Annotated in this window: 24 protein-coding genes; 13 read left to right on the top strand and 11 right to left on the bottom strand. The window is 44.4% G+C overall.

Annotated features, from left to right (window positions below; genetic code table 11):
• Positions 1 to 230: 230 nt before the first annotated feature.
• The 3 genes from AC27HD_RS09180 to AC27HD_RS09190 form a co-directional block, all read right to left on the bottom strand.
• Complete coding sequence (locus AC27HD_RS09180) at positions 231 to 326, bottom strand: pentapeptide repeat-containing protein (RefSeq protein WP_487105558.1); 96 nt, start codon at positions 324 to 326, stop codon at positions 231 to 233.
• Entirely contained in the window at positions 313 to 1,347 is a 1,035-nt protein-coding gene (locus AC27HD_RS09185; protein ID WP_487105560.1) for an alpha/beta hydrolase, read from the bottom strand. The genes AC27HD_RS09180 and AC27HD_RS09185 overlap by 14 nt, the downstream gene beginning before the upstream one ends.
• Before the next feature lie 172 nt (positions 1,348 to 1,519).
• Positions 1,520 to 2,260, bottom strand: a complete 741-nt coding sequence (locus tag AC27HD_RS09190) for a glutathione peroxidase (protein ID WP_032097451.1) — start codon at positions 2,258 to 2,260, stop codon at positions 1,520 to 1,522.
• A gap of 472 nt (positions 2,261 to 2,732) precedes the next feature.
• Here AC27HD_RS09190 and AC27HD_RS09195 point away from each other — a divergent pair, with 472 nt between their 5' ends.
• From AC27HD_RS09195 to AC27HD_RS09215, 5 genes are all read left to right on the top strand, one after another.
• A complete protein-coding gene (locus AC27HD_RS09195) occupies positions 2,733 to 3,428 on the top strand; it encodes an AAA family ATPase (RefSeq protein WP_032097450.1) in 696 nt (231 codons plus the stop codon).
• A complete protein-coding gene (locus tag AC27HD_RS09200; protein ID WP_487105252.1) occupies positions 3,388 to 3,756 on the top strand; it encodes a replication protein RepA in 369 nt (122 codons plus the stop codon). The genes AC27HD_RS09195 and AC27HD_RS09200 overlap by 41 nt, the downstream gene beginning before the upstream one ends.
• Positions 3,757 to 4,198: 442 nt before the next feature.
• Positions 4,199 to 6,337 carry a diguanylate cyclase gene (locus AC27HD_RS09205; RefSeq protein WP_487105254.1) on the top strand — a complete coding sequence of 713 codons (2,139 nt, stop codon included), beginning with the start codon at positions 4,199 to 4,201 and terminating at the stop codon, positions 6,335 to 6,337.
• Positions 6,338 to 6,341: 4 nt separating this feature from the next.
• The gene (locus AC27HD_RS09210) at positions 6,342 to 6,644 is read left to right on the top strand and encodes a hypothetical protein (protein ID WP_032097447.1); all 303 of its coding nucleotides are present in this window, start codon (positions 6,342 to 6,344) and stop codon (positions 6,642 to 6,644) included.
• A 220-nt stretch (positions 6,645 to 6,864) separates the two neighbouring features.
• Positions 6,865 to 7,290, top strand: a complete 426-nt coding sequence (locus AC27HD_RS09215) for a hypothetical protein (protein WP_349378285.1) — start codon at positions 6,865 to 6,867, stop codon at positions 7,288 to 7,290.
• Between the two features lie 186 nt (positions 7,291 to 7,476).
• Here AC27HD_RS09215 and prsR read toward each other — a convergent pair whose 3' ends face one another.
• The 4 genes from prsR to AC27HD_RS09235 form a co-directional block, all read right to left on the bottom strand.
• Positions 7,477 to 8,838: a PEP-CTERM-box response regulator transcription factor gene (gene prsR, locus AC27HD_RS09220; RefSeq protein ID WP_032097445.1), complete on the bottom strand. Its 1,362-nt coding sequence runs from the start codon at positions 8,836 to 8,838 to the stop codon at positions 7,477 to 7,479.
• Between the two features lie 110 nt (positions 8,839 to 8,948).
• Positions 8,949 to 10,985 (bottom strand): XrtA/PEP-CTERM system histidine kinase PrsK, encoded by a 2,037-nt coding sequence (gene prsK, locus AC27HD_RS09225; protein ID WP_487105257.1) that lies wholly within the window; start codon positions 10,983 to 10,985, stop codon positions 8,949 to 8,951.
• Positions 10,986 to 11,199: 214 nt separating this feature from the next.
• Entirely contained in the window at positions 11,200 to 12,324 is a 1,125-nt protein-coding gene (locus tag AC27HD_RS09230; RefSeq protein WP_487105259.1) for a beta-ketoacyl-ACP synthase III, read from the bottom strand.
• Between the two features lie 405 nt (positions 12,325 to 12,729).
• Positions 12,730 to 14,532 (bottom strand): choice-of-anchor I family protein, encoded by a 1,803-nt coding sequence (locus AC27HD_RS09235; protein WP_487105261.1) that lies wholly within the window; start codon positions 14,530 to 14,532, stop codon positions 12,730 to 12,732.
• A gap of 421 nt (positions 14,533 to 14,953) precedes the next feature.
• Here AC27HD_RS09235 and AC27HD_RS09240 point away from each other — a divergent pair, with 421 nt between their 5' ends.
• Positions 14,954 to 15,754: a M48 family metallopeptidase gene (locus AC27HD_RS09240; protein WP_487105263.1), complete on the top strand. Its 801-nt coding sequence runs from the start codon at positions 14,954 to 14,956 to the stop codon at positions 15,752 to 15,754.
• A 67-nt stretch (positions 15,755 to 15,821) separates the two neighbouring features.
• Here the strand turns inward: AC27HD_RS09240 and AC27HD_RS09245 are convergent, their stop codons facing one another.
• Positions 15,822 to 16,664: a mechanosensitive ion channel family protein gene (locus AC27HD_RS09245; protein WP_032097440.1), complete on the bottom strand. Its 843-nt coding sequence runs from the start codon at positions 16,662 to 16,664 to the stop codon at positions 15,822 to 15,824.
• 1,215 nt (positions 16,665 to 17,879) lie between these two features.
• Here AC27HD_RS09245 and AC27HD_RS09250 point away from each other — a divergent pair.
• The 4 genes from AC27HD_RS09250 to ruvX all read left to right on the top strand — a co-directional run bounded on the left by AC27HD_RS09250 (position 17,880) and on the right by ruvX (position 20,807).
• Positions 17,880 to 18,608, top strand: coding sequence for a 16S rRNA (uracil(1498)-N(3))-methyltransferase (locus tag AC27HD_RS09250; protein ID WP_032097583.1), 729 nt, complete (start codon positions 17,880 to 17,882; stop codon positions 18,606 to 18,608).
• A gap of 122 nt (positions 18,609 to 18,730) precedes the next feature.
• Positions 18,731 to 19,687, top strand: coding sequence for a glutathione synthase (gene gshB, locus AC27HD_RS09255; protein WP_032097438.1), 957 nt, complete (start codon positions 18,731 to 18,733; stop codon positions 19,685 to 19,687).
• Between the two features lie 117 nt (positions 19,688 to 19,804).
• Positions 19,805 to 20,371: a YqgE/AlgH family protein gene (locus AC27HD_RS09260; RefSeq protein WP_487105266.1), complete on the top strand. Its 567-nt coding sequence runs from the start codon at positions 19,805 to 19,807 to the stop codon at positions 20,369 to 20,371.
• A complete protein-coding gene (ruvX, locus tag AC27HD_RS09265; RefSeq protein WP_487105268.1) occupies positions 20,364 to 20,807 on the top strand; it encodes a Holliday junction resolvase RuvX in 444 nt (147 codons plus the stop codon). Before AC27HD_RS09260 ends, ruvX begins: the two co-directional genes overlap by 8 nt.
• A 74-nt stretch (positions 20,808 to 20,881) precedes the next feature.
• Here ruvX and AC27HD_RS09270 read toward each other — a convergent pair whose 3' ends face one another.
• From AC27HD_RS09270 to AC27HD_RS09280, 3 genes are all read right to left on the bottom strand, one after another.
• On the bottom strand, positions 20,882 to 21,211 hold the full coding sequence (locus tag AC27HD_RS09270; protein ID WP_487105270.1) for a putative signal transducing protein: 330 nt from the start codon (positions 21,209 to 21,211) through the stop codon (positions 20,882 to 20,884).
• 33 nt (positions 21,212 to 21,244) lie between these two features.
• A complete protein-coding gene (locus tag AC27HD_RS09275) occupies positions 21,245 to 22,357 on the bottom strand; it encodes a PilT/PilU family type 4a pilus ATPase (RefSeq protein ID WP_032097434.1) in 1,113 nt (370 codons plus the stop codon).
• A gap of 61 nt (positions 22,358 to 22,418) precedes the next feature.
• Entirely contained in the window at positions 22,419 to 23,462 is a 1,044-nt protein-coding gene (locus tag AC27HD_RS09280; protein WP_032097433.1) for a type IV pilus twitching motility protein PilT, read from the bottom strand.
• 27 nt (positions 23,463 to 23,489) lie between these two features.
• Between AC27HD_RS09280 and AC27HD_RS09285 the strand changes: the two genes are divergently transcribed.
• From AC27HD_RS09285 to AC27HD_RS09295, 3 genes are all read left to right on the top strand, one after another.
• Positions 23,490 to 24,176 (top strand): YggS family pyridoxal phosphate-dependent enzyme, encoded by a 687-nt coding sequence (locus tag AC27HD_RS09285; protein ID WP_487105272.1) that lies wholly within the window; start codon positions 23,490 to 23,492, stop codon positions 24,174 to 24,176.
• 237 nt (positions 24,177 to 24,413) lie between these two features.
• Positions 24,414 to 25,235 (top strand): pyrroline-5-carboxylate reductase, encoded by an 822-nt coding sequence (proC, locus tag AC27HD_RS09290; protein ID WP_032097431.1) that lies wholly within the window; start codon positions 24,414 to 24,416, stop codon positions 25,233 to 25,235.
• Positions 25,236 to 25,256: 21 nt separating this feature from the next.
• The gene (locus tag AC27HD_RS09295) at positions 25,257 to 25,796 is read left to right on the top strand and encodes a YggT family protein (RefSeq protein ID WP_032097430.1); all 540 of its coding nucleotides are present in this window, start codon (positions 25,257 to 25,259) and stop codon (positions 25,794 to 25,796) included.
• The last annotated feature ends 160 nt before the right edge of the window (positions 25,797 to 25,956 follow it).

The following is a 25,956-nucleotide window of genomic DNA, read 5'->3' on the forward strand; positions in this document are numbered from 1 at the left end:
GTTTATCAAAACGGCTGTAACTGTTGCTCACCGAGTCTTATGTAATCTAAAATATTGAAAAAAGGGGTGTTTTCTATAAAGAAAACGCCCCTTTTTTTGTCTTTTGCTTGCTGTTTATTGCTACTGTCTATTGTTGCTGTCTATTGTTACTGTTTAGTGAATCATAGTGTCGTCAGCTCGCAATCCATACCTCAGTTTAAAACTGCTTCACTGGCTTATGCTTCACTGGCTTATGCTTTACTTAGACTTGTCTTGCTTAAGTCTGCCCTACTTAAGTCTGCCTTACTTAAACCTGCCTTGCTTAAACCTGCTTTACTTAAACTGATTCAGATAATCTACTAACATCAGTTTCATGGTAGGGAACAACGGGTTTGCTTTTGGAATAGCACATTCTTCCTGTTGATTGACCATATTTGCATTAAAGTCCATTTTGGCAAGCAGCGCAGCGTTAACGACTAAGTCGGCATGACAAAGCTTGTAAGATTCATCAATCACGAAAAAGGTGTTGATACCTCTACTTTGCGCTATCAGGTTTTCAACCCCGTAAATAGGCGTTGTTGAATCCGCCTGAGAGTGGGCAGCAAATACAGGGATGTCTATGTGCTTCTGTGCGCCAGAGCTGTTTTTATCAGAACTGTTCTCATCAAAGCTATCTTCAGCATCGTTGGAAGCATCCATCACGTCGCGAATATCATTAATGATATCCATTAGTTCCAAACCAGCAAAACCAGCCACATTAGGATACTTATAAGGGTTGGGGCCATGAGTTTCGTAAGTGCCATCAACAATTTTGGCAAGCAGTTTTATGCCCCAAATTCGAGACATGCCTTCTGCGTTATCAGACAACGCTAACGCCCCCGAAAACAGCATGAGTCCATCAATATTGTTTTCTTTGGTAAGATAGTTATCAACGGCCAACGCACCACCTGTGGAAAATCCGCCGACTACAAGAGTGTCTCCCATAGTGCCCGCTAATGAAATGACATCGTCCACATGGGTTTGCCAACGCTCTGCAAGGCTCCAATCCGACATATCGTCATCGGCTTCTCGTAAGCCGTGCCCCGGTAGCAGCGGCACTACAACTGAAAAGCCTTCATCAAACAATACTTGTGCTATTGCACGCATGAAAAAGGGAGAGTCGCTCAAACCATGTACGAGCACTGCAACCTTGTCGCTATTTTTGTTATGCAAAATAAAAGGCGCATTTCCTTCATTTCGCAAAACGTTGCTACAAACGCCAAACTTATTTAACGCCGTTTCGCGGCACGTTTGTGTCTGTCCCCACTCGCGCTCGTAAAATCCTTTAAACCGCTCATTAGCTTCATTAGCCCCAGCTAACATCGACATTAACGACAATATGAGTGCAGAAAGTAGTTTAAAACCTAATTTTGACGACACCTTAAATCTCCACGGAAAAGCTCAAAAAACGGCGGTTAACAAATGACAATAAAAAACGGGGCCATGTTATCACGGCCCCGCTAATTGTTGTTCACATTAGCTTTAGCTTACAACAACCTCTTTAGCTGAAGTAGGCTTCTAAGTCATCAGAACCACCAATGTGCTTACCACCGATAAACACTTGAGGTACTGTTTCTCTTCCGCTAATGGCTGAAAGGCTGGTTAACGTAGCATCTTTCCCTAGCACTAGCTCTTCGTACTCGTACCCTTTTTCTGTAAGAAGTGCTTTAGCTTTCGCACAGAAAGGGCAGCCTGGCTTGGTGATTAGTGCAACCGGTGCATTGGCGACTTCTTCAGGTGCAATATAAGACAACATAGTATCAGCATCTGATACTTCAAATGGGTCGCCTGGCACATCTGGTTCGATAAACATTTTATCTACCACACCGTCTTTCACTAGCATAGAATAGCGCCAGCTGCGTTTACCAAAACCTAAGTCTGCTTTGTCTACTAGCATACCCATTCCATCAGTAAACTCGCCGTTTCCATCTGGTATAACGGTAATGTTTTCTGCCTCTTGGTCGGCAGACCACGCATTCATAACAAAGGTGTCATTCACTGACATGCACACAATGTCGTCGATACCGTGCTTGGCGAATTTTTTCGCAAGGGCGTTAAAACGAGGTAGGTGTGTAGATGAGCACGTTGGCGTGAAAGCCCCCGGTAAAGAAAACACTACAACGTTCTTTTTAGCAAAAATGTCTTCCGTCGTTTTCGCTACCCACGACTCACCTTCTCTACACTGAAACGTTACGCTTGGTACTTTTTGGCCTTCTTTGGATGTGAAACGACTCTCTGACATATTTCTCTCACTGTTAAAGTTACTGTTATTAGTGGCGACTTATCTTTGCTGTGTATATTTTTGCTGCATGCATGTTGTTCACTCTACGTGCGTGCAGCACACTCTCGGCACATATTGTTTGTGCGCAGATTCGCGACACATCTTAAAGGTGCAATGAATCTGCATCTCAAGCAAACAACAAATAAAAACACATTGTGACAAGACTAGTTTGTGTTAGATCACAAATCAATAGATGCCCTTTATAAACTGCATCATGCTTTATAAACAGCATCGGGGAGCGATTATGCCATAACAACAGTCACTTAATCATTATTAGGTATTTAACTACATTCGTTAATATCGTTTTTGATGCTGAAGATTCACCCAAGTGTTTCTATGCTTTGTGTCATAGGTTACCGACGCCGCACATTCAAAGCGTGGTTCATGTTGGTAGCACAACGATTTATTAAAGGTTTACTTGAGGGTTTGTACCATGATTATTCTAGTCGGTGGTGAAAAAGGCGGAAGCGGTAAAAGTTGCTTAGCCCAGAACATAGCAGTGTATTTGCGTACCGAAAAAGGTGCAAATGTGCTAATGGTCGATTGCGACCCTCAACGAACCACATCGGATTGGATCCAAGAGAGAAAAGCCAACCCGAGACTTGCTGAAATAAATTGCGTTCAGTTATACGGAAAAATACGTAACGAACTTTTGAATCTTCGTCAGTATTACGATTACGTCGTAATAGACTGCGGTGGGCAAGACAACCTTGCACTTCGCTCTTCTATGGCAGTGGCCGACCATATTCTTATTCCGCTTCGCCCAAAACGCAGAGACTTAAAAACCGTTCCCCACATGGAAGATATACTGTCAACGTGTAAGATGGTAAATCCAAAAATGAATGCTGCATTTGTTGTAACGCAGTGCCCTTCACTACCTAGCCTTGCAGGACGAATTCTAGAAGCGAAAGAAGTGTGCCGTTCTTTTGGTATTCCAGTGCTTAACGCAGTTACCTTCAGCCGCAATATGTATGATGATTCAGAAGAATCAGGACAGTCAGTCATAGAGAGCGAGCCGGAAGGTAAAGCGTCGCACGAAATAAGAACCTTGTTTGAAGAGCTATTAGCGGGAAAAGTGGAGGATTCGCATGAGTTTACTCAGCCTCAAAAAGTCGAAGCCGTCAGCTAAAGCCACGCTTCACTCTGTCGATTCGTTTATTGACGATGCAATATCTTACGCAGCGGGTAAGGGGTTACAACAAGAAACGCCATTGGAAACGCTGGTAGACTCGAACCAAAAACCAAAAGACACTCGAGCAAAACCGTGCCTGAAAGCGGTTAAGTGTAATGCCACTCAGAAACAGAAAAAAGGCATGCGCCATGCAACCTTTACCCTTTCACCCGAGTGTATTACGCAGCTTTCACTGCTATCGCAAGATAGCGGTATGGCGAAATCAGCAATAATAAGAGAATGGATATCAGCTGAATTTGCCAAGCGTCAATTTAGAAAGCGCTAATTTTTAAAGCTCTAATTTATAGAGCTTTAATTTAGAAAGCCCTTATATATAAATCTCATTTTACAGATAACCGCGGTACACAAGAGCGCGGCACGGATGGCGTTGCGAAAAAGAAATGAGCGTGGCTCAACACGTTTCATAGAGAAATAAAGATCATAAAACACTGAGCTTTATTTAGGCTCAGTTCGTTTAATCATTTATACTAAAGTATAACTGCCATCCTAGACGTTATTGAAAAACCGTTTATTGTTTATGCACGATGGGAGTATATAGACGGCAGTATTTCGATGCCATCATGGCGGCTCTCGCTACCTAGCGCTCCGAGAACAAGGAGCACTCAAAAAAAGAGCCTATAAAGCGACACCTAAAACGCTATATCTAAAAAGCTATCAGCTAAAGAGTTATTATTAAAAATCTTATCACGCAACTCAGGAGGAAGAACGTGATTTACAGCTTCAAGCTTATTCACTCGCTTGTTCTTTCTCTTTTATTAAGCAGTATCTTCGTCACACCTTCGCTTGCACAAAGTAATGAAAAAAGCGAAGTTAATGAACTCAACGTTATCAGCGGACTTTTAGAAGCGAAAAGATATGCAGATGCTGACAGACAAGCGCTGCTTTTTATAGAAAGAGCGCTTCAAAAAGATAATGCACCGTCAGACTACTTACCCTTGGGAACGCTGCTTCAAGCCTACTCACGATTCAAAGCTTCCAAAGCAGTACTAAACGCAGCCCTCGAAAGGTATACACGTGAGGGTAAGTTACTCAACGTAGCTCGTTCACTTCTGCACCTAGCCAGCGCTGAACGGCACTTATCAAATTACGCATCTGCAGAAGAATATTTACGTCGTTCCCTATCGATTGCCGAAATGAGAAACGACAGACAGCTTAAAGCAAAAGTGCATTTAGAGTTGGGCGTCGTATATAAAGAGCAAGATAAATTAGAGCTCGCTTTGGAGCCTTTGAAGCTCGCATTGGCTGTGTTTCGCGACAACGACAACGTAACTTATTCAAGTCTTTGCTTGTCTCATATCGGGGATATTTACGGCTTACTTGGCCACACTACCCTCGCCTTTACGTATTATGACGATGCGTACTCTGCTGTTTCTAACTTAAGCGCAAATGTAGAAAATAAACGCTTATTAGGAATGATAAAAAGCAAAATGGGAAGTCTCCAGCTCAAAGACAACGAAAAAGAAGAAGCACTGCAATCAATTACTGATGGGCTTGATCTTCTTTTATCGACCAATGATGTTGGCGCCATTTTCGAGGCAAAGATGTTAATGGGCAAAGCGCTGTTAGAAACCGGAGACACAGCCAAAGGCACCGCTTTGTTGCAAGAGGCAATGAGTTTTGCGTTGGAATCAGGACAAATTGGTTTAGTCAATGATGTGCGCTTAGCGCTCGCTCAGGGCTATATGCGAGAACAAAAGTTTGACCTAGCTCTCGTCTATGCGCGCGCCGGAACCGTTGACGCTCGAAAACATGGGAACTTGCGAGACCAATTGCGCTTTTTAGCTATTCAGCTAAGCGCCAATGTTAGCCTTGGCGATTTCGAGAAAGCATTGGACATACAGTCGGTGGTTCAAGAGCTTCGCGAGGCGCTTCTTAATTCCGAAACCCAGAATGCCGTAAAGGGGCTTCAAGCGGAAATTGAGCTCGTTAGGCAGTCAGGAGAGCTTGAAAAATTAGAAGAGTCCAAACAGCTTGTTATTGCAAAAGCGGAGCGGGAAAAGCTAAAAAACACTCTCTTTTGGAGTGCGTCTGTCGCGGTATTACTCATGCTTTTTTTAATGTGGAGCAGGTTTAAGCAGCGCCAACAAACCATTATTTTACGCCGTGAAGTTAGGCAGCAAACTGAAACCTTACAAGAGAAGAATAGTGAATTAGAGCAAGCCTACAAAACCTTAGAGCATGTCAGCTTACGCGACCCACTCACTGGGTTATACAACCGACATTACTTGGAATCTCAACTACCTTCAGAGATTAAACGCAGTCAGGTTGAAATTGACAATATATCGACCCCGTCAAAGAAGCGGGATCTTCTGTGTTTACTCATTGATATAGACCACTTTAAAAGTATTAATGATGATTATGGACATTTAGCAGGCGATAAGGTGCTCGAAGGTTTCTCATCTGTACTTAAAGAGGTGTTTAGGCACACCGATTTGATTATTCGCTGGGGCGGGGAAGAATTTCTTGTGGTTTGCCGTCATTCCTCGCGAGAGGAGCTTCCTGAATTAGCAGAACGTTGTCGGGCAACAGTCGCGAGCAATGTGTTTAACATCGGCGATGACAAAACGGTTAAAGTTACCTGCAGTATTGGATTTTCACTGCTTCCACCTAACGAAATTTCACATTTTGATAAGGCGTGGCAACGAACGTTTGCGGTCGTTGATTATGCCCTGTATGCCGCTAAACTTTCTGGCAGAAATGGGTGGATAGGGCTAATTGAAACCTATCACACGACAGATGCCAATCGAACGCCCTTAGACTGTAAGTTCGATTTTCCAAGTTCAAGAATAGCAACATCATTTAACAATATCGCTAGTATTCAATGGCCTGAAGAAGTAACGAGGTAGCAGTATGTATAGGGGAAATTGCAAATGCCAAGCTGTGCATTTTGAATTAGCCGATGGCAACCATCTAGAAGCCCACTCTTCAACGTCTCTGCTAACAGATGACAGTAAAATGTTACTTGAAGCTGATAGACAGCATGTCATTGTAGATTGCGCACCATCAAGTGTCGCACGACTCCATGCTTCAAGCGGCGAAACACATCATGTTTGCAATATATGTGGGTCGCTGTTGTTTGTGGAAGTAAAGCCAAATACTTTCCAGCTTGAAGTCGTGTTTGCAGGGCATAGTAAACCGATTGGTTTCGCCTAAGTTGGCGGCTCAATTCAGTACATTACGGTATTGACCCATTGCGGTTTCTTCTTTGTGGGCGCTAATTATCGCTATACAAATACTTCTCACACTTTGCTTTAGAATTAGGCTAGACTCGTGAAGTTAAGCGTAAGCTGAGGTGTGGTAGAGTCATTACCTGTTCTACGCTTATCAACTTGTGACACCAGCACTCAAATTATCCGGCAAAAGGAGTTTTACCATGAAAACAAAAACAATTGCGCTAGCACTACTACTTACCACTCTTGGCGTAGCAGGCTGCTCTGATCAGAAAGAAGAGCCGAAAGAAGAAGTAATGGCTGAAATGGAAAAGGCAGGCGAAGCAACTGCTGATACCTATGAAGATGCAAAGGAGAAAGCAGCAGATTCATGGGATGAGACCAAAGATGCAACATCTGATGCCTACGAAGAAGGTAAAGACATGGCGTCTGACGCGTATGAAGACGGCAAAGATATGGCCTCTGATGCATACGAAGACGGCAAAGAAATGGGCTCTGATATGATGGACAAAGGCGCTGAAAAATCTGAAGAGCTGAAAGATGCGGCATCAGAAAAAATGCGCGAAGCGTGTATCAAAATGAAGAAAAAAATGGGTGGCGACGTTAGCGAATGCGACACGCAAGACTAATTTAGTCAATGCGATACGCAAGGCTAATTCAACGAATACGAATTTCCTAGCTACTTAGCAAGTTACCCTGTGAAGTGTTGGTTGGCGTAAGCCACCCAACACTTTATTTTGTAGAGACTATTCAACAGGTCTCGTTCTTTACTGGCGCAAATGCAAAAACTCGGTTGACTAGCTCGATTATCTGGCTCAGTCGCTACTTTTAATATCTTCCATGTGATATTTATCGATAAGCGAATAAAGCGTTGGTCTTGTAACCCCGAGTAACTCCGCAGTTTTAGACATGTTCTTTTCAGCTTTTTGATAAGCGTTTCGAATTGCCTTACTTTCCGCTATTTCTCGCACTTCCCTCAAATTTAATGTGGTGGGCTCATCAACACCATCTGCAGGTAACAACCCTAAATCATCGGGCTGTATCACCGTTCCCTCAGCCATAATTACCGCTGATTTGAGTTTATTCTGCATTTCCCGAATATTGCCAGGCCATTTGTGAGCTAGCAGTGCGTTAACAGCAGACTCGGAAAAGCTTTTTGCTTTCGCTTTAAACTCTTCGCGATAAATATTGAGAAACGTCCGTGCGAGTAAAATGACATCCTGATCCCGGTCTCGCAGTGGTGGGATCATAATAGGCATTTCCCCTACCCTGTAATATAAATCTTCTCTGAATGTTTCGTTCGCCACCATAGCCTGCAAATCTCTATGGGTTGCACAGATAACTCGTATATCGACGGGTATCTCACTTCTTCCACCTACACGTTCGATAATGCGCTCTTGAAGAAAACGCAGCATTTTAGCCTGTAGCCCAATCGGCATATCGCCAATTTCATCAAGAAATAGCGTTCCGCCCTGAGCGGTTTCGATTTTACCGAGCGTGGTTTTGTTAGCTCCGGTAAATGCCCCTTTTTCATAACCAAACAGCTCACTTTCAAGTAAGTTTTCCGGTATGGATGCGCAATTAATAGCCACAAACGGCTTATCTTTTCGCGGACTATGTTCGTGAATACTGCGGGCAAACACCTCTTTACCCGTACCACTTTCCCCAAGAAGCAACGTGCTAATATCAGTATTTGCTATTTTTTCTGCGCGTCTTACCACCGTTTGAATGGCTTCGCTGTTTCCTACAATTCGAGACATCCCGGTACGAGTGCGGGCTAAAATAGCGTTCTCGTGTTCCAATTTTGCTAAGTTTAAGGCGCGGTTTACCAACAGCTTTATCGTATCTGAATCGATAGGTTTTTGATAAAAGTCATAGGCACCAAAGTCGATGGCCTTTAGCGCATTTTGTTTATCGCTGTTGCCCGTTACCACGATTACCTTTGTACGAGGCGCGAGAGAGATTATATCGTGAAGTATACGCAGCCCCTCTGAGGCGTTTGCAGGGTCTGGAGGGAGTCCTAAGTCAAGAGTAACAACTTTGGGCTCATGACGTCGCAACTGGGCAATTGCCGAGGTGTGATCATCGGCAAACACAACGTTGTAGTCGGTTAAACTCCACTTGAGCTGCTTTTGGATACCGAGGTCATCATCAACTACCAGTATGGTATCTGTCATCTTGTCATCCTATTCTTCTACTTCATCATACGCCGCGAACAATCCACTGCGCTCGTATTTGATTGCGTGCTTACTGCGCCTAAGCGCTATTTTGCGAAAGGTATCATCGCCTACTCTATGGGAAAATGCAGAGTAAAACAGCTTCCTTTTCCCACTTCACTTTGTACGGTAAGTTTGCCGCCGATAGACTCTAGGTAGGTTTTTGCATCGTAAGCGCCAATGCCCATACCTGCATTTCCTTTTGTTGTATCAAAGGGTTTGAAAAGGCGCTCTTCAATAAAGGCTTTTTCCATGCCGGTACCGGTATCTTCAATCATGATCATTTGCGTGCGCTCTGCGCCATCAACCGTCAATACCACATCAACCTCACCATCATCTGCGGTAGCCTGCTGAGCATTGCTGATTAAGTGATAAAGTACATTGGCCACTTTCTCTTTGTCCACAATAACAGATTCTTCTTTCATCAAGTGGACTTTTGGTATCGGAGAAATTGAACTGCAGCGCTGCGTTACCACCTCATCGACTATTCGCGACAGATACTGATCATCATTCACACTCTCTTCAATGACCTTTTTATCGGTTAATTGTTTCAGCATTTTTTCCATACGCGCTTTTGTGTGCTCAAGCGTCTCAAACGTATCTTCAATGAACTCGGGATTATGTTTGTGCTGCTGCGCATTAGCAAGAATGAGGTCTACCTGAGCAAGTACGTTTTTCAAATCGTGCAGCACAAATGCGGACATTCGATTGAAAGCGGCAAATTGTGCATTCTCAGCGACGACTTGAGCTGCTTCATGATGTTGTATAAAGGTACCGACTTGTTCTGATACTGCGTTGAGGTAATCTTTAACTTCCCAATTCAAAGCGACTTTTTCTTTATCACCCGCGGCTAACACGGCAAAGCCCCATACTTGGGCATCTTGCATGAAGGGGATGAATAGTTGGTAATCCCACTGTTTTAACACTTCCCTATCAAGCTTTAACCCTTCATAGTCAAAGGGCTTTACCAAATAAGCATCCGTATCGATTACCCACCCTTTTTCACCACTATATCCAATTAGTTGCGTAAGCATAGCGTGCTGCTTTTCATTCAGGCTTGTATCGCCAGACGGAGAGGCAGCGGCGACGCAGTCGAGGCCGCTTTTTGATACTTTGAACAACAAGCCCGAGTCGTATTGAATGGCATTTAATAGACCGGTTAACCCCGAATGATAAACGTCTGCCGTGCTATCCCCTGAGCGGGTTAACCATTTAGTAAGCTTTACCCACTCCACTCGATAATCGTATTGATTAGCAAAAAAGTGCTTGGTGATGAAAATTTTGATTTTTGTTCGAAATGCATTTGATAAAAAGACAGTGGCTAACAACGCGAAAGACATAACCACCAAAATAATTTGTACTGTGGCGCCCCAGCTCCCCCCTACGAAGTTAATCGCATAGCCAACAACGGCCATGACAAATAAATAGCCACCAGCCACAAGTAACAGGGAGCTATGCAGAACCACATCTCGGGAAATAAAAATGTCGATACCCCAGTGATGGATACGACGAATAGAGATAACGAGGAGCGGCATAAGCAGGAAATAGATATAACCGCGCGCTGCGATGTAACCGACCTCGACCTGGTTCACCATGGTTGCATTCGCATAGGTGACAAATTCAAATACATTTGCCGCACCAAGGTAAATGATGAGGGGTTTAAACGCCCACTGTTCCCGACCCGCTTGGCGATAGACAACCTCGAGTAGTACCAGCACTTCCAGCGACAACACAATGAGCGTTAAAAAGCTCCACGTAGGGTCAATAGCAAACAGATAGGGAGCAACAAGTGCGACAATGGCAGGCGCTATGATCATTAATGTCGCAGGGCGACGAAGCACGTGATGAAGATTTTGAAAATTAGTTTGAATACAGCCAGCAAGGAAAAGAAGCCACGCCAACTGTTTGACTATGTCGACAGTGAGTAACCAGTTTAGCGAAATAGGCCCAAACAACACCGTAATTAAACTTGTCGACCAAACGAATGTGGTGGCAGTAGCGAGCACGAGCAAATGCTTCGCTACACCTGGCTTCCTTACCGTTAGCAATAAAAGTAGCAGTGCTAAATGCGCTAGGCTATTTAGCCCATAACCTAAATCTGAAACCATCCCTTCGCTGTCATCCTAGTAAGTCTTATTATTTGGGTGCCGATAGGCTATTTCTCTTAAGCGCTCTTTTAAAGCGCTGTTCTTGTAACCATTTTTAAGTACTTATGTTTACGTACTTGGCTTTAAGCACTTATCTTAAAGCCCTTGGCCTAAGACAATTGACTTGAAGCGCTTATTTTCGAGTACTTGGCTTCAAGTGCCTATTTTTAAATGCTTAGCGCTTTTTAACGACCAACGAGCCAATCGAGTAACCTGCACCAAATGAACATAGCACGCCCACATCGCCAGAAACTAGGTCTTGATGATGCAATCCAAACGCAATCACCGACCCTGCTGACGCTGTGTTAGCATACTCATCTAGCACAATTGGCGCTTCTTGTTGTGTGGCATCTCTGCCAAGCAGGCGCTTACAGATCAGTGTATTCATGTTGATATTCGCCTGATGGAGCCACCATCGTTTCACTTGCGCAGGCGTAATATTGTGTTTTTCTAAATGCGCTTCGATGTGTGAGGCCGCCATGGGGCAAACTTCTTTGAATACTTTGCGCCCTGCCTGATGGAACAACTTGTCGACACCATAAGGTTCAACGTCTTCAGCTCTCGTTAAATAACCAAAATTCGAGCGTATATTGTTTGAAAACTTAGTGACCGCTTTTGTGCTCAGCACGTCGTACACATGCTCGCTTTTTGCAGTATCAGCTAATTCCATAACGGTTGCTGTGGCTACGTCGCCAAAAATGAAATGGCTATCTCGGTCGGTATAATTTATTTGCGGCGATACTAGCTCAGGATTTATCACCAACACTCGAGAGGCGTTGCCGGCACTTAGCATTTCAAATGCTCTGTGCATCCCAAACGTTGCTGCTGAACATGCCACGAGCATGTCAAAACCAAAACCCTCTATGTTCAGTGCTTCTTGTACTTCAATGGCAATTGCGGGATATGCCCGTTGCGTATAAGCACACGAAACAATAACGGCATCTATCTCTTCTGCATTTACGTTCGCTGAATTAAGTGCCAAGCGCGCAGCTTCAACAGCGATTTCAGCCTGATGGGACAACGCGTCATCACTGCGAGGAGAAATTTTAGGCTTCATTCGCTCGATATCCAAAGCACCTTCTTTCTGATAGATATATCGGCTTTTAATACCTGATGCTTTTTCGATGAATTCAGCACTTGAATAAGGCATTGGCGCTACGTCGCCACTTTCGATGTCCTGTTTATTCTTTTCGTTGAAGCTGTCTACATACGCATTGTAACTTGCTACCAATTCTTCGTTGGTTATGCTTTCTTCAGGGTGCCAGACACCCACGCCACTTATCACGACTTGCTGAGACATAGTTACTCTCTTCTAATTATACGCTTCTATTATTTGGTGAGCCTAGATGGTAAATACAGGGCACAAACCCTATTATTAAAGCAATCGCTTGCGCCTCGATTTACGGCTGAATCACCTACGCATCAATATTAAAGGTATTAATACACAGTCTGTGTATTTGAATTAGGCAAACCTTCGATATCTTTGCTCGCGGGCATCCTATAAAACGCCACTTCTTTTGCCATAGCTTACCTCAATCAAGTCGCTCTGTAACTATTCTCAACCATTGAGACGCTCTTGCATTACTACGAAAGTCCGCAGTGTATTTATACAACAGAGTGACTCGCTAACCCTTGATACAAAAAAACCCGCTGTTAAGCGGGTTTTTGTCACTAATGCAATACACTAGGTTGTTGTCATAATTTATTACAGCTGGCTAATTTGCCATACCGAAACGGTACCACTTACTTCGTTACCGACAATCAGTAACGCTTCGCCGCTTGGGCTGTCTTCTGCACTAACAAACACCAAACTCTCAGGCGCTAAGTCGCCAATCACATCGTCAGAGGTTAGGCCTTCAGTTAGGTCACGGTTAATTACGTATTCGGTAAATTGCGCATCATACGGATTAGTCACATCATAAACGAAAATTCCGCCCATGCGCTCTAGACCGATAAAGGCGTAAGTACGATCGCCAATTTGACCAACGGTAATAGCTTCCGGCTCAGGCCCTTTGTTTTCAGAGCGTGAATCGCCTTCATTTACATCATTGTCGTTATTAAACTGTGCGCCGTGCACTGACGCCGTAATGCGTTCAAAGTCATCACCTGAATCGAAAACCACTAAACCGTTTTGATCCCAGATTGTGAATGAACGTGCACCGTAGGTAAATGCAGCGTCATACTCACCGTCGCTATCAGCATCACCCATGGCTGTTGTAACACGTAAATCATCAGCTTCACCAGTGGCTTGCAACATCGCTAATTCAGAGTTTGCTTCTGCAACTAAATCGCCCACTTGTACTTCATCGGTGTAAGCTAAACAGCCGTCGTCTTCATCAAAAGAAACGCCACCTGCAGCGGTACATGCAGCATCATCAGCAGCATCAAAGAAGTATTCACGAGCATCACCTTCGTTAGCTGTCACAATAAAGGTAGCGTCTTTCCATGTAAAAGTAGCAAGGCTGTCAGGCTGATATACGCCGTATAGACCAGTGTACTGACCAAAGCTTACGGAGCTGTCTTCTTGAATATCGATATTCAAATCAGCCCATGCTTTAGTACCTAACCCAACAACATCAACGGTTAACTCTTCTAAATCAAGTACCGCTAGGCCGTTATTTTCTTGCAAGCTGACGTACGCTACGTCATTAGTTGCTGCAATGTATTCAGGCTCTAAATCTTGCGCTACTGTCGTTGCAATGCCAGTCCCATTGATTGTGCGACCAGATGGGTTGGGGAACATCATGCCCTGTGCCATAAGCTCAGCTTGTGAGCCGTTGAATGCCGTGAACCCAACGGTGGTTCCCGTTTCTTCTGGTTCGCCACTGGCAAGTACATTAATAACGGATATTGAACCAACCGGGTCTACCGTGTAATCGTCTGAGGGCTCGCCTTCGTTAGCCACTAACACTTTGCCGCCATCGGGAGTGAACGTAACCATATCTGGTAGCGCGCCCACTTCTACCGAATCTAAAAATGCCGGCGTTGCGCTATCTAAACCGTTGTAGAAAAGCACATAGCCGTTGTCAGTTTTCACTGCTGCTGATACGGCAACAGCCATAAGGTCACCGCTAACCGCAATGCTATTAACACCGCCAAGGGCAACCCCATTAATGTCTGCTGGTAAATCAACAGTTGAAGGTGTCAGGTTAATTGTGTTTATCGGGTCGCCTAACGCCGCTGTAGTAACAGTGCCAGCGGGAATAACCGCTATAGTATTGGTTGAGGTGTTAGTCGCGTAAATCGTTTGGGTATCAGCGTGATATTGAACAATTTCCGCAGCGCCCTGGTTACCTAAAAATGCACGACCAACAACATCTAAGGCAATACCAATTGAAGCATCAGTACCGTCAGAACCATCTGCGCCAGGTGTTCCCTGTTCACCCTGAGGCCCTTGAGCACCCGTTTCGCCTTGCTCGCCATCGTCGCCGTCTAGGCCACAACCAGTTAACGATGCAGACACAAGAAGGGCGAGTAATCCGTACTTGAATTTATTACGCACTGCCATTTTTATTTCCTTTTTTATTAGTGTGTTATTCAGTGTTGAACTGTTGAAATAGGTATCGCTTCCTGCGCACTAGTACAATCAGCAGGTGTAGGTATCTGTTCAACATTATTCCAGTACAACAGAAATATCATGTAACTTCTATGTATAAATTAAAGCCAGTTTATGACACAAATATTAATTTGGCAAAGGCTTTACCAAGGGCTATCAACTACTTATTGAGCGATGATATTTTTACCATTGCGCACCACGGGAACCACTAAATAATTTAGCCACTATTGATGCACTAAAAATAAAGGTATGCTTAGCGTCAGCCTAATGACCTTTGGTCTGCACGTTTCTGCGCTTTCTTAGGCCTTAAAAGTGCAAACCAAAGATCATCAGGCCCAAAGCCAAACGATGTTTAAGACACAAAGGACTCAAAATGAAATTGAAATTCACCTTATCAGCGGCGGTGGCCGCAGCGCTCGCACTATCAGCGTGCGCCACCTCCCCAACTGGCAGAAACCAAGTACTGCTTTTTTCTGACTCCCAGTTATCTGAAATGGGAGCACAAGCGTTTTCAGGCATGAAAGAAGAACTCAAAGTGTCGACTACGCGAGTGCAGAACACTTACGTGGAATGTATTGCCAATGCAATTACTGCACAGGTGCCCTCCTCTGTTTTTGACGGAAAATGGGAAGTGGTAGTTTTTGACGATGAGCAAGTCAATGCATTTGCTTTGCCTGGCGGTAAAATAGGGGTTTACACTGGCCTTCTTGGTGTCGCTGAAAACCAGCACCAGCTTGCAGCGGTAATAGGCCATGAAGTCGGTCACGTTATCGCTGAACACGGTAACGAGCGTATGTCTCAATCTACCTTAATCAATATGGGTACTCAGGCAGCAGGCCAGGTGCTTGCAGCGAATGAGGTGCCTCAGTCGGGCCCTATTATGGCGGCCATTGGATTAGGTATGCAGGTTGGCGTTCAATTGCCTTTTAGCAGAACTCACGAATCAGAAGCCGATGAAATAGGTCTTCAGCTAATGGCAAAGTCTGGCTTTGACCCTCGTCAGTCTGTCAACCTTTGGCAGAACATGGAGGCAGCGAGTGGAGGAAATAGCCCAATGGAGTTTTTATCTACTCACCCGGCTCCGCAAACGCGTATTGCAGATTTAAGAGCAAATATGGGTCCAGCGCTTGCTGATTATCAAGCCACGAACAACCGCCCCAATTGTAAGCAGTAATTCAAAGTAATAGTAATAAAAAACGCCGCTTAAAAGCGGCGTTTTTGTTTATCTAGCTGGCGTAATCTTATTCGCCATCTGTTTTATGCAAATGCACATCCATTTGTGGAAACGGAATAGAGATGCCTTCTTGGTCGAAACGCAATTTAACCGCTTCAGTAAAGTCGAACTTAACGCCCCAGAAATCTGCTGCCTTAACCCATGGGCGAACCACAAAGTTCACACTGCTATCGGCAAGTTCAGATACTGCAACCGTTGGCGCTGGCTCTGCTAAAATTCGTTCATCAGCTGACACCATTTCTTGAAGTATTTGCTTCGCTTTCAATAAGTCAGCGTCGTAGCCAATACCTACAACCATATCTACACGACGAGTTTCCTTAGCCGAGTAATTGGTAATATTACCACTGTAGATATTACCGTTTGGTACAATAATTTCTTTATTGTCAGGCGTTGTCATTGTCGTTGTGAAAATGCCAATCTTTTTAATTGAGCCCGCAGTTCCACCCGCTTCAACGAAGTCACCCGCTTTAAATGGTTTGAATAAAAGAAGCATTACGCCCGCTGCGAAATTCTTGAGCGAGTCTTGTAATGACAAACCAATGGCTAGGCCAGCTGCACCTAAAATAGCAACAAGCGATGTGGTATCAACACCAAGTTGGTCTAGCGATGCCACAATAACGAAAAGCATTAGTATGGCGCTAATGATTGCTTCTAAGAAATCAACGAGCATGTCGTCGTATTTAGATTTGGCCATTACGCGTCGGAAAACTGACAGCAACAGACCGACAACAATTTTACCAATTACATAAATTGCGATTGCCATGGCGATATTAATGCCCCATGGAATTGCGTAATCATTTATATACCTTTCAACGTCACTTGCAGAAAAGAGCGAGAGTTGTTCTTCCATAATTATTCCTTGTTGAGTTTATAGTTACTATGCAACTCACGGTATCAGTAAAAACTAACATCACCAATAGTTAAACTAAGTTAATCTTCAAAACTAAGCTAAAGTCTAACGCTGAAGCAGCCTATAGAGGGCATTCATTATCCAAAAGTAGTAAGTTTTATGGTTATACATTTACGATTTCTGTTATCATTGCAAATGTCATTTTGATTTCATTTCGAACTTAATTTTGTGTTCACTCACCTGTCACATTTCTCACCTAAGCTTTAAGCATAGTTTTAGGGCGTGTTGTTCTTTGCTGTACGTTTTTGCAGCGCCTGTGAGCTATTTAAACAAGGCGAATGGTTGAAGGTCTAGCGGGCTAAATCGAAACCATTCAACGCAGAGTAAATAGCTCACAGGCCCTGCCCGAAGGGGGCGTTATGGAAGCATTTTACTCTTTGTCACAGCCCTTTGACGTAGCCCACTAGGCCTACAGGACTGTTTCGCGATTAAAATGCTTCCATTTAGCCCAAAACTCGTAAAGCAAAGAGCAACACGCCCTAGCTTACGTATTAATTTAAATACTTCATTTTAAATCTTCATATTGATCACATAGATAGTTTTTTAGACAGTATGAGAAGAAAAATGCTGATGTTTTTTTAATCAAAAAAGTTTACACTAGGGCTTCACGGATGGTGCATTAGGAAATTGCATCGACTTTTAAATAAAAGTCGGTTCATTGAACTCCTAATGCAAAGACATTAAGTACGCTGTTGTATAAAAACCACAGCCACACTGATGCTTTAGTAGATTATTATAAAAAAGGATTATCGTATGTTGCTCTTAACCACGTTATTTACTGTCGTTGCTGGAATTTTTCTTTATTCTTTGCGATCAGACACCGGCAAACATACCAAGCACGCACGAGCTCAACGGGACATGAACCGTAATAAAAGCGAAAATACAGCGTCGACGCCTACTCACTCTCTACAGTCGGGTTCCACGGATTCAGCTCGCGCTGCGTAGTCGCTTCTATTTAACATTCACACGGTTTCTGTCACGCTTTCTCACTGTATTGAGTTGCTCATTGGCTTAACTCAATTGCGAATGTTTACAGTAAAGTAGCTAACGAAAGAACGTGTTTAAACGTGTTATCGCCGATTTCGCTGACGTCGGCGTTGCATGTCGCCCCCCTCCCCACGTATTATACGCAAAAACGACAACTGCAAATTTTTCATGCGTATACCTAGAGTTTATTACCCCGATCCTATCGCCTTAGAACAAGAATTTGAGCTTACCCAAGAAGCAGGACATCACGTTGCAACGGTTTTACGCCTGAAACCTAATCGACCGATTGTTTTGTTTAACGGCGATGGCAATGAGTACAGTGGAATAATCATCAGTGTTCAGCGGAAAAACGTTATCGTTGAGATTGATGCCTGCTTGTCTGTCTCTAATGAGTCACCTCTGCACCTGCATTTAGGTCAAGGCGTTTCTAAAGGTGACAGAATGGATATGGTGTTGCAAAAGAGCGTTGAATTGGGCGTAAGTGAAATTACCCCAATCATCACCGAGCGGTGTGCAGTGAAATTAGAGCCATCACGCTGGGAAAAAAAGCTGCAACAATGGCAAAAAATTATCCTAGGTGCCTGTGAGCAAAGCGGTCGAAACAGAGTGCCTACGCTTAATGAGCCAGTTTCTCTTGTTCAGTGGCTGTCTCAATCTACTTCTAGTTCTCGTATAGTCCTTGCACCGGGTGCGTCACAGCCTCTTGCTAAGCAACCCTACAATACGCAAGGCTACAGATTACTAGTGGGGCCGGAGGGCGGCCTTTCTGAGACAGAAATTCATCAGGCTAATGAAAATGGATACCTGTCGGTAAGCTTAGGTCCACGAATTTTAAGAACAGAAACTGCAGCCCTCACGTCGTTAAGCATACTGCAAGCTCAACATGGCGATTTCTGAGTAACCTGAATCCTGTTTACATTGTAGAACATAACGCCGCTGTCTTGAACTGTGGTAGAGCGCCCCAACATAAGGGGGTATAAGGTCATAGTGACTACCGTTAATTTTAAAGCGAGAACCTAATGCAATATACTGTCGGCGTAATCATGGACCCCATTGAGGCCATCACACCTCACAAAGATACCAGCCTCGCAATGATGCTAGAAGCACAGCGCCGCGGTGCAACTGTAGTGTATTTTGAACTTAAGGATCTCTACTTAGAAAACGGTAAGCCAATGGGATTGGCGAAAACGGTAACAGTGAAAGATCAGCCCGCAGACTTTTACGAGATTACCGAAACCAATGCGGTTCACCTAGGTGATATCGATGTGTTGCTTATGCGTAAGGATCCGCCATTTGACAGTGAATTTCTCTATGCCACTCAAATGCTGTCGTTGGCACAAGATGCAGGCGCTCTTGTGGTAAATAACCCTCAGGCGTTGCGAGACTACAACGAAAAGCTGTTTACTTCATACTTCCCTGAACATATTCCAGCTACGCTTGTTGCTAATAACCAAGTGCCAATTCGTGAATTTCACGCTAAGTACCAAGATATTATTTGTAAACCTCTCGATGGAATGGGCGGAGCTTCCATATTTCGTGTGAAGCCTGACGGCAATAACCTTGGGGTCATCATTGAAACGCTGACTCACCTAGGCACGCGCTACATGATGGTTCAAGAATATTTGCCGCAAATAAAAGACGGTGACAAGCGCGTACTTATTGTAGACGGTGAAGTTATTCCTTATTGCTTGGCTCGCTTACCTACCAAGGGAGAAACTCGAGGTAATTTAGCCGCCGGCGGTACCGGACGGCCCCAACCCATTTCTGAATCAGACAGAGCGTTAGCAGAAGCCATTGCACCAACGCTGAAAGAGAACAACATTCTTTTTGTTGGACTTGATGTGATTGGCAATAAAATAACGGAAATAAACATTACTAGCCCCACATGCGTACGAGAAATTGAACGTCATTTCGATATCAACATTATGGCGAAGCTGTTTGAGGCAATTGAAAAACGCTTGGCACTCAAGGCTTAGTGCAACTCAGGCTAGGTAAAACCCAGGCCTAGTAAAAGCTAGGCTTGACGAAACTAAGCCTTTATAAAAACTGAACGTGATAAATTTTGAGAGAAATAAACTGAAAGTGAAAAAAATATGACAGAGTTAACGAGTTTAAAAAATCACTTTTTGGTAGCAATGCCAAGCTTAGGCGACCCTTATTTTTCTCGCTCTTTGATTTATGTTTGTGAACATGACTCAGAAGGCGCCATGGGAATTGTGGTGAATCAACCCTCCACAATGAATGTGAAGCAACTTTTAGAACAAACCGACAAAGAACTCACGGTGTCAGACGATAAAGCCGAAGAGATCGTACTGGCAGGCGGCCCTGTAAGTCAGGAACGAGGGTTTGTATTGCACTCTACGCAAAAAGGTTGGGCCTCGAGTCTAGCCCTAGCACCAGGGGTAATGGTAACAACGTCAAAGGACATTTTAACCGCCATCGGTAACGATGAAGGTCCTGATGATGCCATTATCGCTCTGGGGTTTGCCGGTTGGTCTAAAGGGCAGTTGGAGCAGGAAATGCAAGATAACGCATGGCTAACGATTGAAGCTGATGAGGAAATCTTATTTCACACTCCTATCCATAAGAAATGGCAAGCTACCGTGAACAAGCTCGGCGTCGATGTGTGGCAATTAGCACCAGGCTCTGGTCATGCCTAAAATGGGAAATAAACTTGGCAACAGAACAATACTTTCCTTCGATTTTGGTACTAAAAGCATTGGCGTTGCCGTAGGCCAAGAAGTCACAGGTACCGCATCGCCCCTTCCCGCTTTGAAAGCCAGAGACGGCATTCCCGATTGGAACCTTATCGAAACCTTATATAAGGATTGGCTTCCTGATGTGGTCGTTGTTGGGCTACCGCTAAATATGGACGGTACTGAGCAGCAGATGACCCAGCGGGCTCGTAAGTTTGCTAATCGCTTGCACAATCGCTTTAAGGTTAAAGTAGAGGTTTGCGACGAGCGGCTAACTACCACCGACGCTAAAGCCATGCTGTTCGAACTAGGTGGGTATAAAAAACTGACAAAAGAGAAAGTAGATAGTGTGTCGGCGTGCGTTATTTTTACTAGCTGGATAGAAAGCGCCTACGAGTAAGGCTTCAGACCGATTTTAAGCGTCGACGCCTGAAAATTACTTCTCTACTACTGGCCCTTTAGATGCTCGTAGCCTTAGAGATCATCGCCGCATTGCCAGCAAACCTCAAACGCACTGCCATTTTCTTCACCGCAACTGTTGCATACCCATTCGCGCTCTTCCTGGCCCTGGCCGCCTTGGCTAGATGCAAAATTGGCTTTAATGCCGTCCACTACCTTTGAAGCGCGATGAAACCACGTATCGTCAACCAACCACAACTCTTGCTGTGCTTCTTGCCATGGCAGTTCCCCAAGTGCTCCACTAGCAAACTCGTTTTTTATCATGTAGGGAATACTAAGCGCGTCAAGCTCGCTGCGCACTGCCTGAAGTTCAAACGCATGCTCAGAAGAAAACAGTTTTTTCAAGCAATCACTCCCGCGGCGCTCCAACTCATGTTGCTATTCATCCATATCAAAAGACACATTCGATAGCGTTCCCAAACTTGAGTTATCACTGGCATCTAGCTTAATCATAAGGCGAAGGTCGTTTGGTGAGTCAGCGTGATGCAGCGCTTGGTCCATTTCAATCCGTCCTTGCTTATACAAGTCGTACAGGGCCATATCAAAGCTCTGCATGCCCTGCTCTTTACCTTTTTTCATCGCTTCTTTAAGACTGCCAATCTCGTTGCGTTGAATAAGGTCGCTTACCAACGGCGTGTTAAGTAGCACTTCTATTGCCGCGACTCGGCCTTTTCCGTCTGGCGTAGGCACCAATTGCTGCGCCACAATAGCGCGGATGTTTAGGCTTAAATCGAAACGCAGCTTGTCGTGCATGTCTTTTGGCGCTAGGTGCATTATTCGCTCAATGGCTTGGTTGGCATTATTAGCGTGCAAAGTCGCTACACATAAATGCCCTGTATCGGCAAACGACATGGCATACTCCATCGTCTCCATAGAGCGAATTTCACCAATAAGAATGACATCTGGCGCTTGGCGTAGAGAGCTTTTTAACGCATCATCAAAAGATTGCGTATCTATGCCTACTTCACGCTGGGTTATAACGCAGTTGTTGTGTTCGTGAACGAATTCAATTGGGTCTTCAATAGTAAGAATGTGACCGTGAGAGTTTTCATTTCTGTGGCCAATTAGCGCGGCTAAAGAGGTTGATTTACCGGTACCGGTTCCCCCGACAAATAGTACGAGCCCGCGTTTTGCCATAATGATTTCTTTTAAGACTCTCGGTAGCCCTAAATCATCGGCCTTGGGGATTTGCGTAACGATCCGCCTTATAACCATTCCTGCTTGGTCGCGCTGCCAAAAAGCAGAGCAACGAAAACGCCCAATTCCTTCTCTAACGATAGCAAAGTTACACTCTTTTGATGTATGAAACTCGTGTTGCTGCTTTTCTGTCATCGCTTCATGTACCAGAGACAGCGCTAATTCTTCAGAGGTTACTGAATCGGAGATAGGCGTAAGCTTGCCGTTAATTTTTGCACTAATTGGAAAGTTTGCCGTGACGAATAAATCTGAGGCATTACCGTCGATCATTTTTTGTAAAAGCGAATCTAGCATTATGGTTCCTGGGCTTTAAACCTGAAAAGTTGGACCTAATTACGGGTGTTTAACAAACTGTCTAGAAGCTATTCATCGATTGTTTATCAACAGACTTAGCCGCAGCATCTTGCTTTGTAATCACGCCCATTGCCACCAAGCGCTGCAAACACTGATCCATGGTTTGCATACCATGTGCCTGACCGGTCTGAATAACCGAGTACATCTGCGGCACTTTGTCTTCGCGGATAAGGTTTCTAATGGCCGGGATACCCACCATAATCTCATGGGCAGCTACTCGTCCACCGCCTACTTTTTTCAATAGGGTTTGCGATATTACCGCTCGTAAAGATTCGGATAACATTGAACGCACCATTGACTTTTCCTCTGCCGGAAACACGTCGATAATCCGGTCAATGGTTTTTGGCGCTGAGTTGGTATGCAAGGTACCAAATACCAAGTGACCAGTTTCCGCGGCGGAGATAGCAAGGCGTATAGTTTCTAAATCACGTAGCTCGCCCACAAGAATAACATCGGGATCTTCACGTAACGCCGAGCGCAGCGCATTGTTGAACGAGTGTGTGTCTCGATGCACTTCACGCTGGTTAATCAGGCTAAGTTTATTGTCGTGCACAAATTCAATGGGGTCTTCTATGGTAAGAATATGCTCTCGTTTGTGGGTATTAATGTGATCGACCATAGCCGCCAATGTGGTACTTTTACCCGAGCCGGTAGCACCTGTCACTAACACTATTCCAGTTGGCTGATTGATAATTTCTTTGAAAATATCTGGTGCACCTAAATCGTCTAAAGTAAGCACATCGCTAGGGATTGTACGAAGTACCGCTGCGGCGCCGCGATTTTGCACAAACGCGTTTACACGAAAGCGCGATAGTCCTTTTACTTCAAAAGAAAAATCGGTTTCTAAGTTTTCCTCGTATTCTTTGCGTTGCATGTCGTTCATGATTTCATAAACGAGGCCATGAACCTGCTTGTGATCAAGGGCTGGAACGTTGAGCTTACGCATTTCGCCATCAACGCGAATAAGCGGCGGGAGTCCGGCTGACAAATGTAAATCTGAGGCGTTATTCTTAACACTAAACGCTAAAAGTTCGGTAATATCCACAACCACTTCTCCATAACAAGGTGAATAATGCAAACAATAGCAGAAAGAATAAATTCCGCACTAGAGGGAATTACACAAGCCGCTAAGTCAGTACATCGTCCACCAAATTCAGTCAAATTACTAGCGGTAAGCAAAACTAAACCCGTATCGGATATTATTGAAGCGTATGAAGCGGGACAACGATTGTTCGCAGAGAACTATGTTCAGGAAGGTGTTGAAAAAGTTCAGGAACTTGCTCACCTCACCGATATAGAGTGGCACATGATTGGCCCCATTCAATCGAATAAAACCAAGGTCGTAGCCGAGCACTTTCACTGGGTACAGTCGGTTGATAGAGAAAAAGTGGCGCGAAGACTAAATGATCAACGCCCCGACAACTTATCTGCGCTAAATGTATGCATTCAACTCAACATTGATGATGAAGACAGCAAATCTGGCGTTAAACCTAGCGAACTTGACGGCTTAATTCAGTTTATCGAATCGCAGGAAAAATTATGTCTTCGCGGCATTATGGCCATTCCAAAAGCCAACCCAAGCGAGGAAGAACAAGCCCATACTCTCGGTAAACTGAAAGAATTATATGACCATTACCACAAATCGCTGGCCAATTTTGATACCCTATCAGTAGGAATGAGCAGCGACATGAACGCTGCCATCAAAAATGGTTCTACAATGGTGCGTATAGGCACGGCTATTTTTGGTAAACGTGGTTGAGTCGTCTCCCCCAAGCGTGAGCGTTTTAAAGTAAGCCGCTAGCGTTTGAAAATGAGCCGCTAGCGTTTGAAAATGAGCCGCGAGCGTAAAAAGTGAAACGTTGGCGTTCAAAAAACGAGGCGACAACGTTAAAACCCACGATTTAACTACTTATTCAGCAATACGCGATTGCGACGTTACTTTTGTGCAATTATGCGTGTTGAATTAAGCATTACATAGACAACAAATAGGATTTACATGCAACAGAAAAAATTGGCATTTATTGGCGCAGGCAACATGAGCCGCAGCATCATTAGTGGATTAATTCAGTCTGGCTATGCAAAAGAAAATATACTTGCAGCTAACCCGTCTACACCGAAATTAGACAAGCTGAAAGAAGAGTTCGGCATACAAACGACCCAATCGAACGATGAAGCCTGCCAGTTTGCCGATGCCATTGTGCTTGCAGTAAAACCACAAATTATGGGCGACATGTGCGCCGACTTACAGAAAAACAATGACCTCGCGGGTAAGCTCTTTTTGAGTATTGCAGCAGGCCTTCCGGTATCTCGCCTGCAAGAGATGCTAGGTGGTGACTACCCAGTTGTTCGTATTATGCCAAATACGCCAAGTTTATTAGGTAAAGGCATGTCGGGTATGTATGCCGATGACACAGTGACGCAAGAAGACAGAACCTATGTAGACGATGTAATGAACAGCGTAGGTGAAACCGTTTGGGTTAATGAAGAAGATGGTATCAACGGTGTCATTGCCGCTGCCGGTAGTAGTCCTGCGTACTTCTTCTTATTCCTTCAGAACATGCAAGAAGAAGCCATGAATATGGGGTTTGATAAAGACCAGTCTCGTCTTATGGTACAGCAAGCTATGCTAGGTGCAGCTGAAATGGTGTGCAATAACCCAGACCTTGAATTAAGTGAGCTTCGTGCCCAAGTTACCTCTAAAGGCGGCACCACCGCACAGGCGGTAAATACGTTCATTGACGAAGGCTTAAAAGATATTGTCAGCAAGTCTATGCGCGCTGCCGTCGCTCGAGCCGAAGAAATGGCAAAACAGCTTTAACGTTTTTAGGAAAAACAGTAGATGAACGCAACGGTATTTTTAGTCGATACATTATTTAACCTTTACCTGATGATTGTCATCTTGAGGTTGTGGCTGCAGATGGTACAAGCAGACTTTTACAACCCCATGAGCCAATTTATCGTGAAGGCCACACATCCGATTGTAGGACCGTTGCGACGCATTATCCCGTCCATAGGTCGATTTGATACGGCCACCTTTGTGTTAGCGATTGCTGTTTGTGCGCTTAAAATCATTACCTTAATACTGATATCTGGCGGCAATCTAAACCCTATCGGGATTGCCATTATGTCAGTCATGGGTGTGATAAAAGAAACCTTGTCGCTTATGTTCTGGGTGCTGTTATTGCGGGCAATTTTAAGCTGGGTCTCACAGGGTCAGTCTCCTATAGACTATGTGCTTCATCAGCTTACCGAGCCTTTCTTAGCGCCTATTCGCAAAATTATTCCTCCCTTAGGCGGCCTTGATTTGTCGGTGCTTATCGCAATTATTGGATTACAGTTTTTACAGCTGCTGATCCAAGACGCGCTCAGAGTGCTATGAGTCTATAAATAATGAATGGGCAATCCTCTCTCTTTGTAGGTGAAGATTTACGTAGGTGAGGATTAACGCTAACGCCGTCCACCAAATCGAAAGAAAACGGTGCGAACAATGTCAATGCGAGGAACAGCGGTGAATATAGTTAAAAAAGTGTCATCAGTGT

It is taken from the genome of Alteromonas sp. 4NS20-0143 (assembly GCF_057542855.1).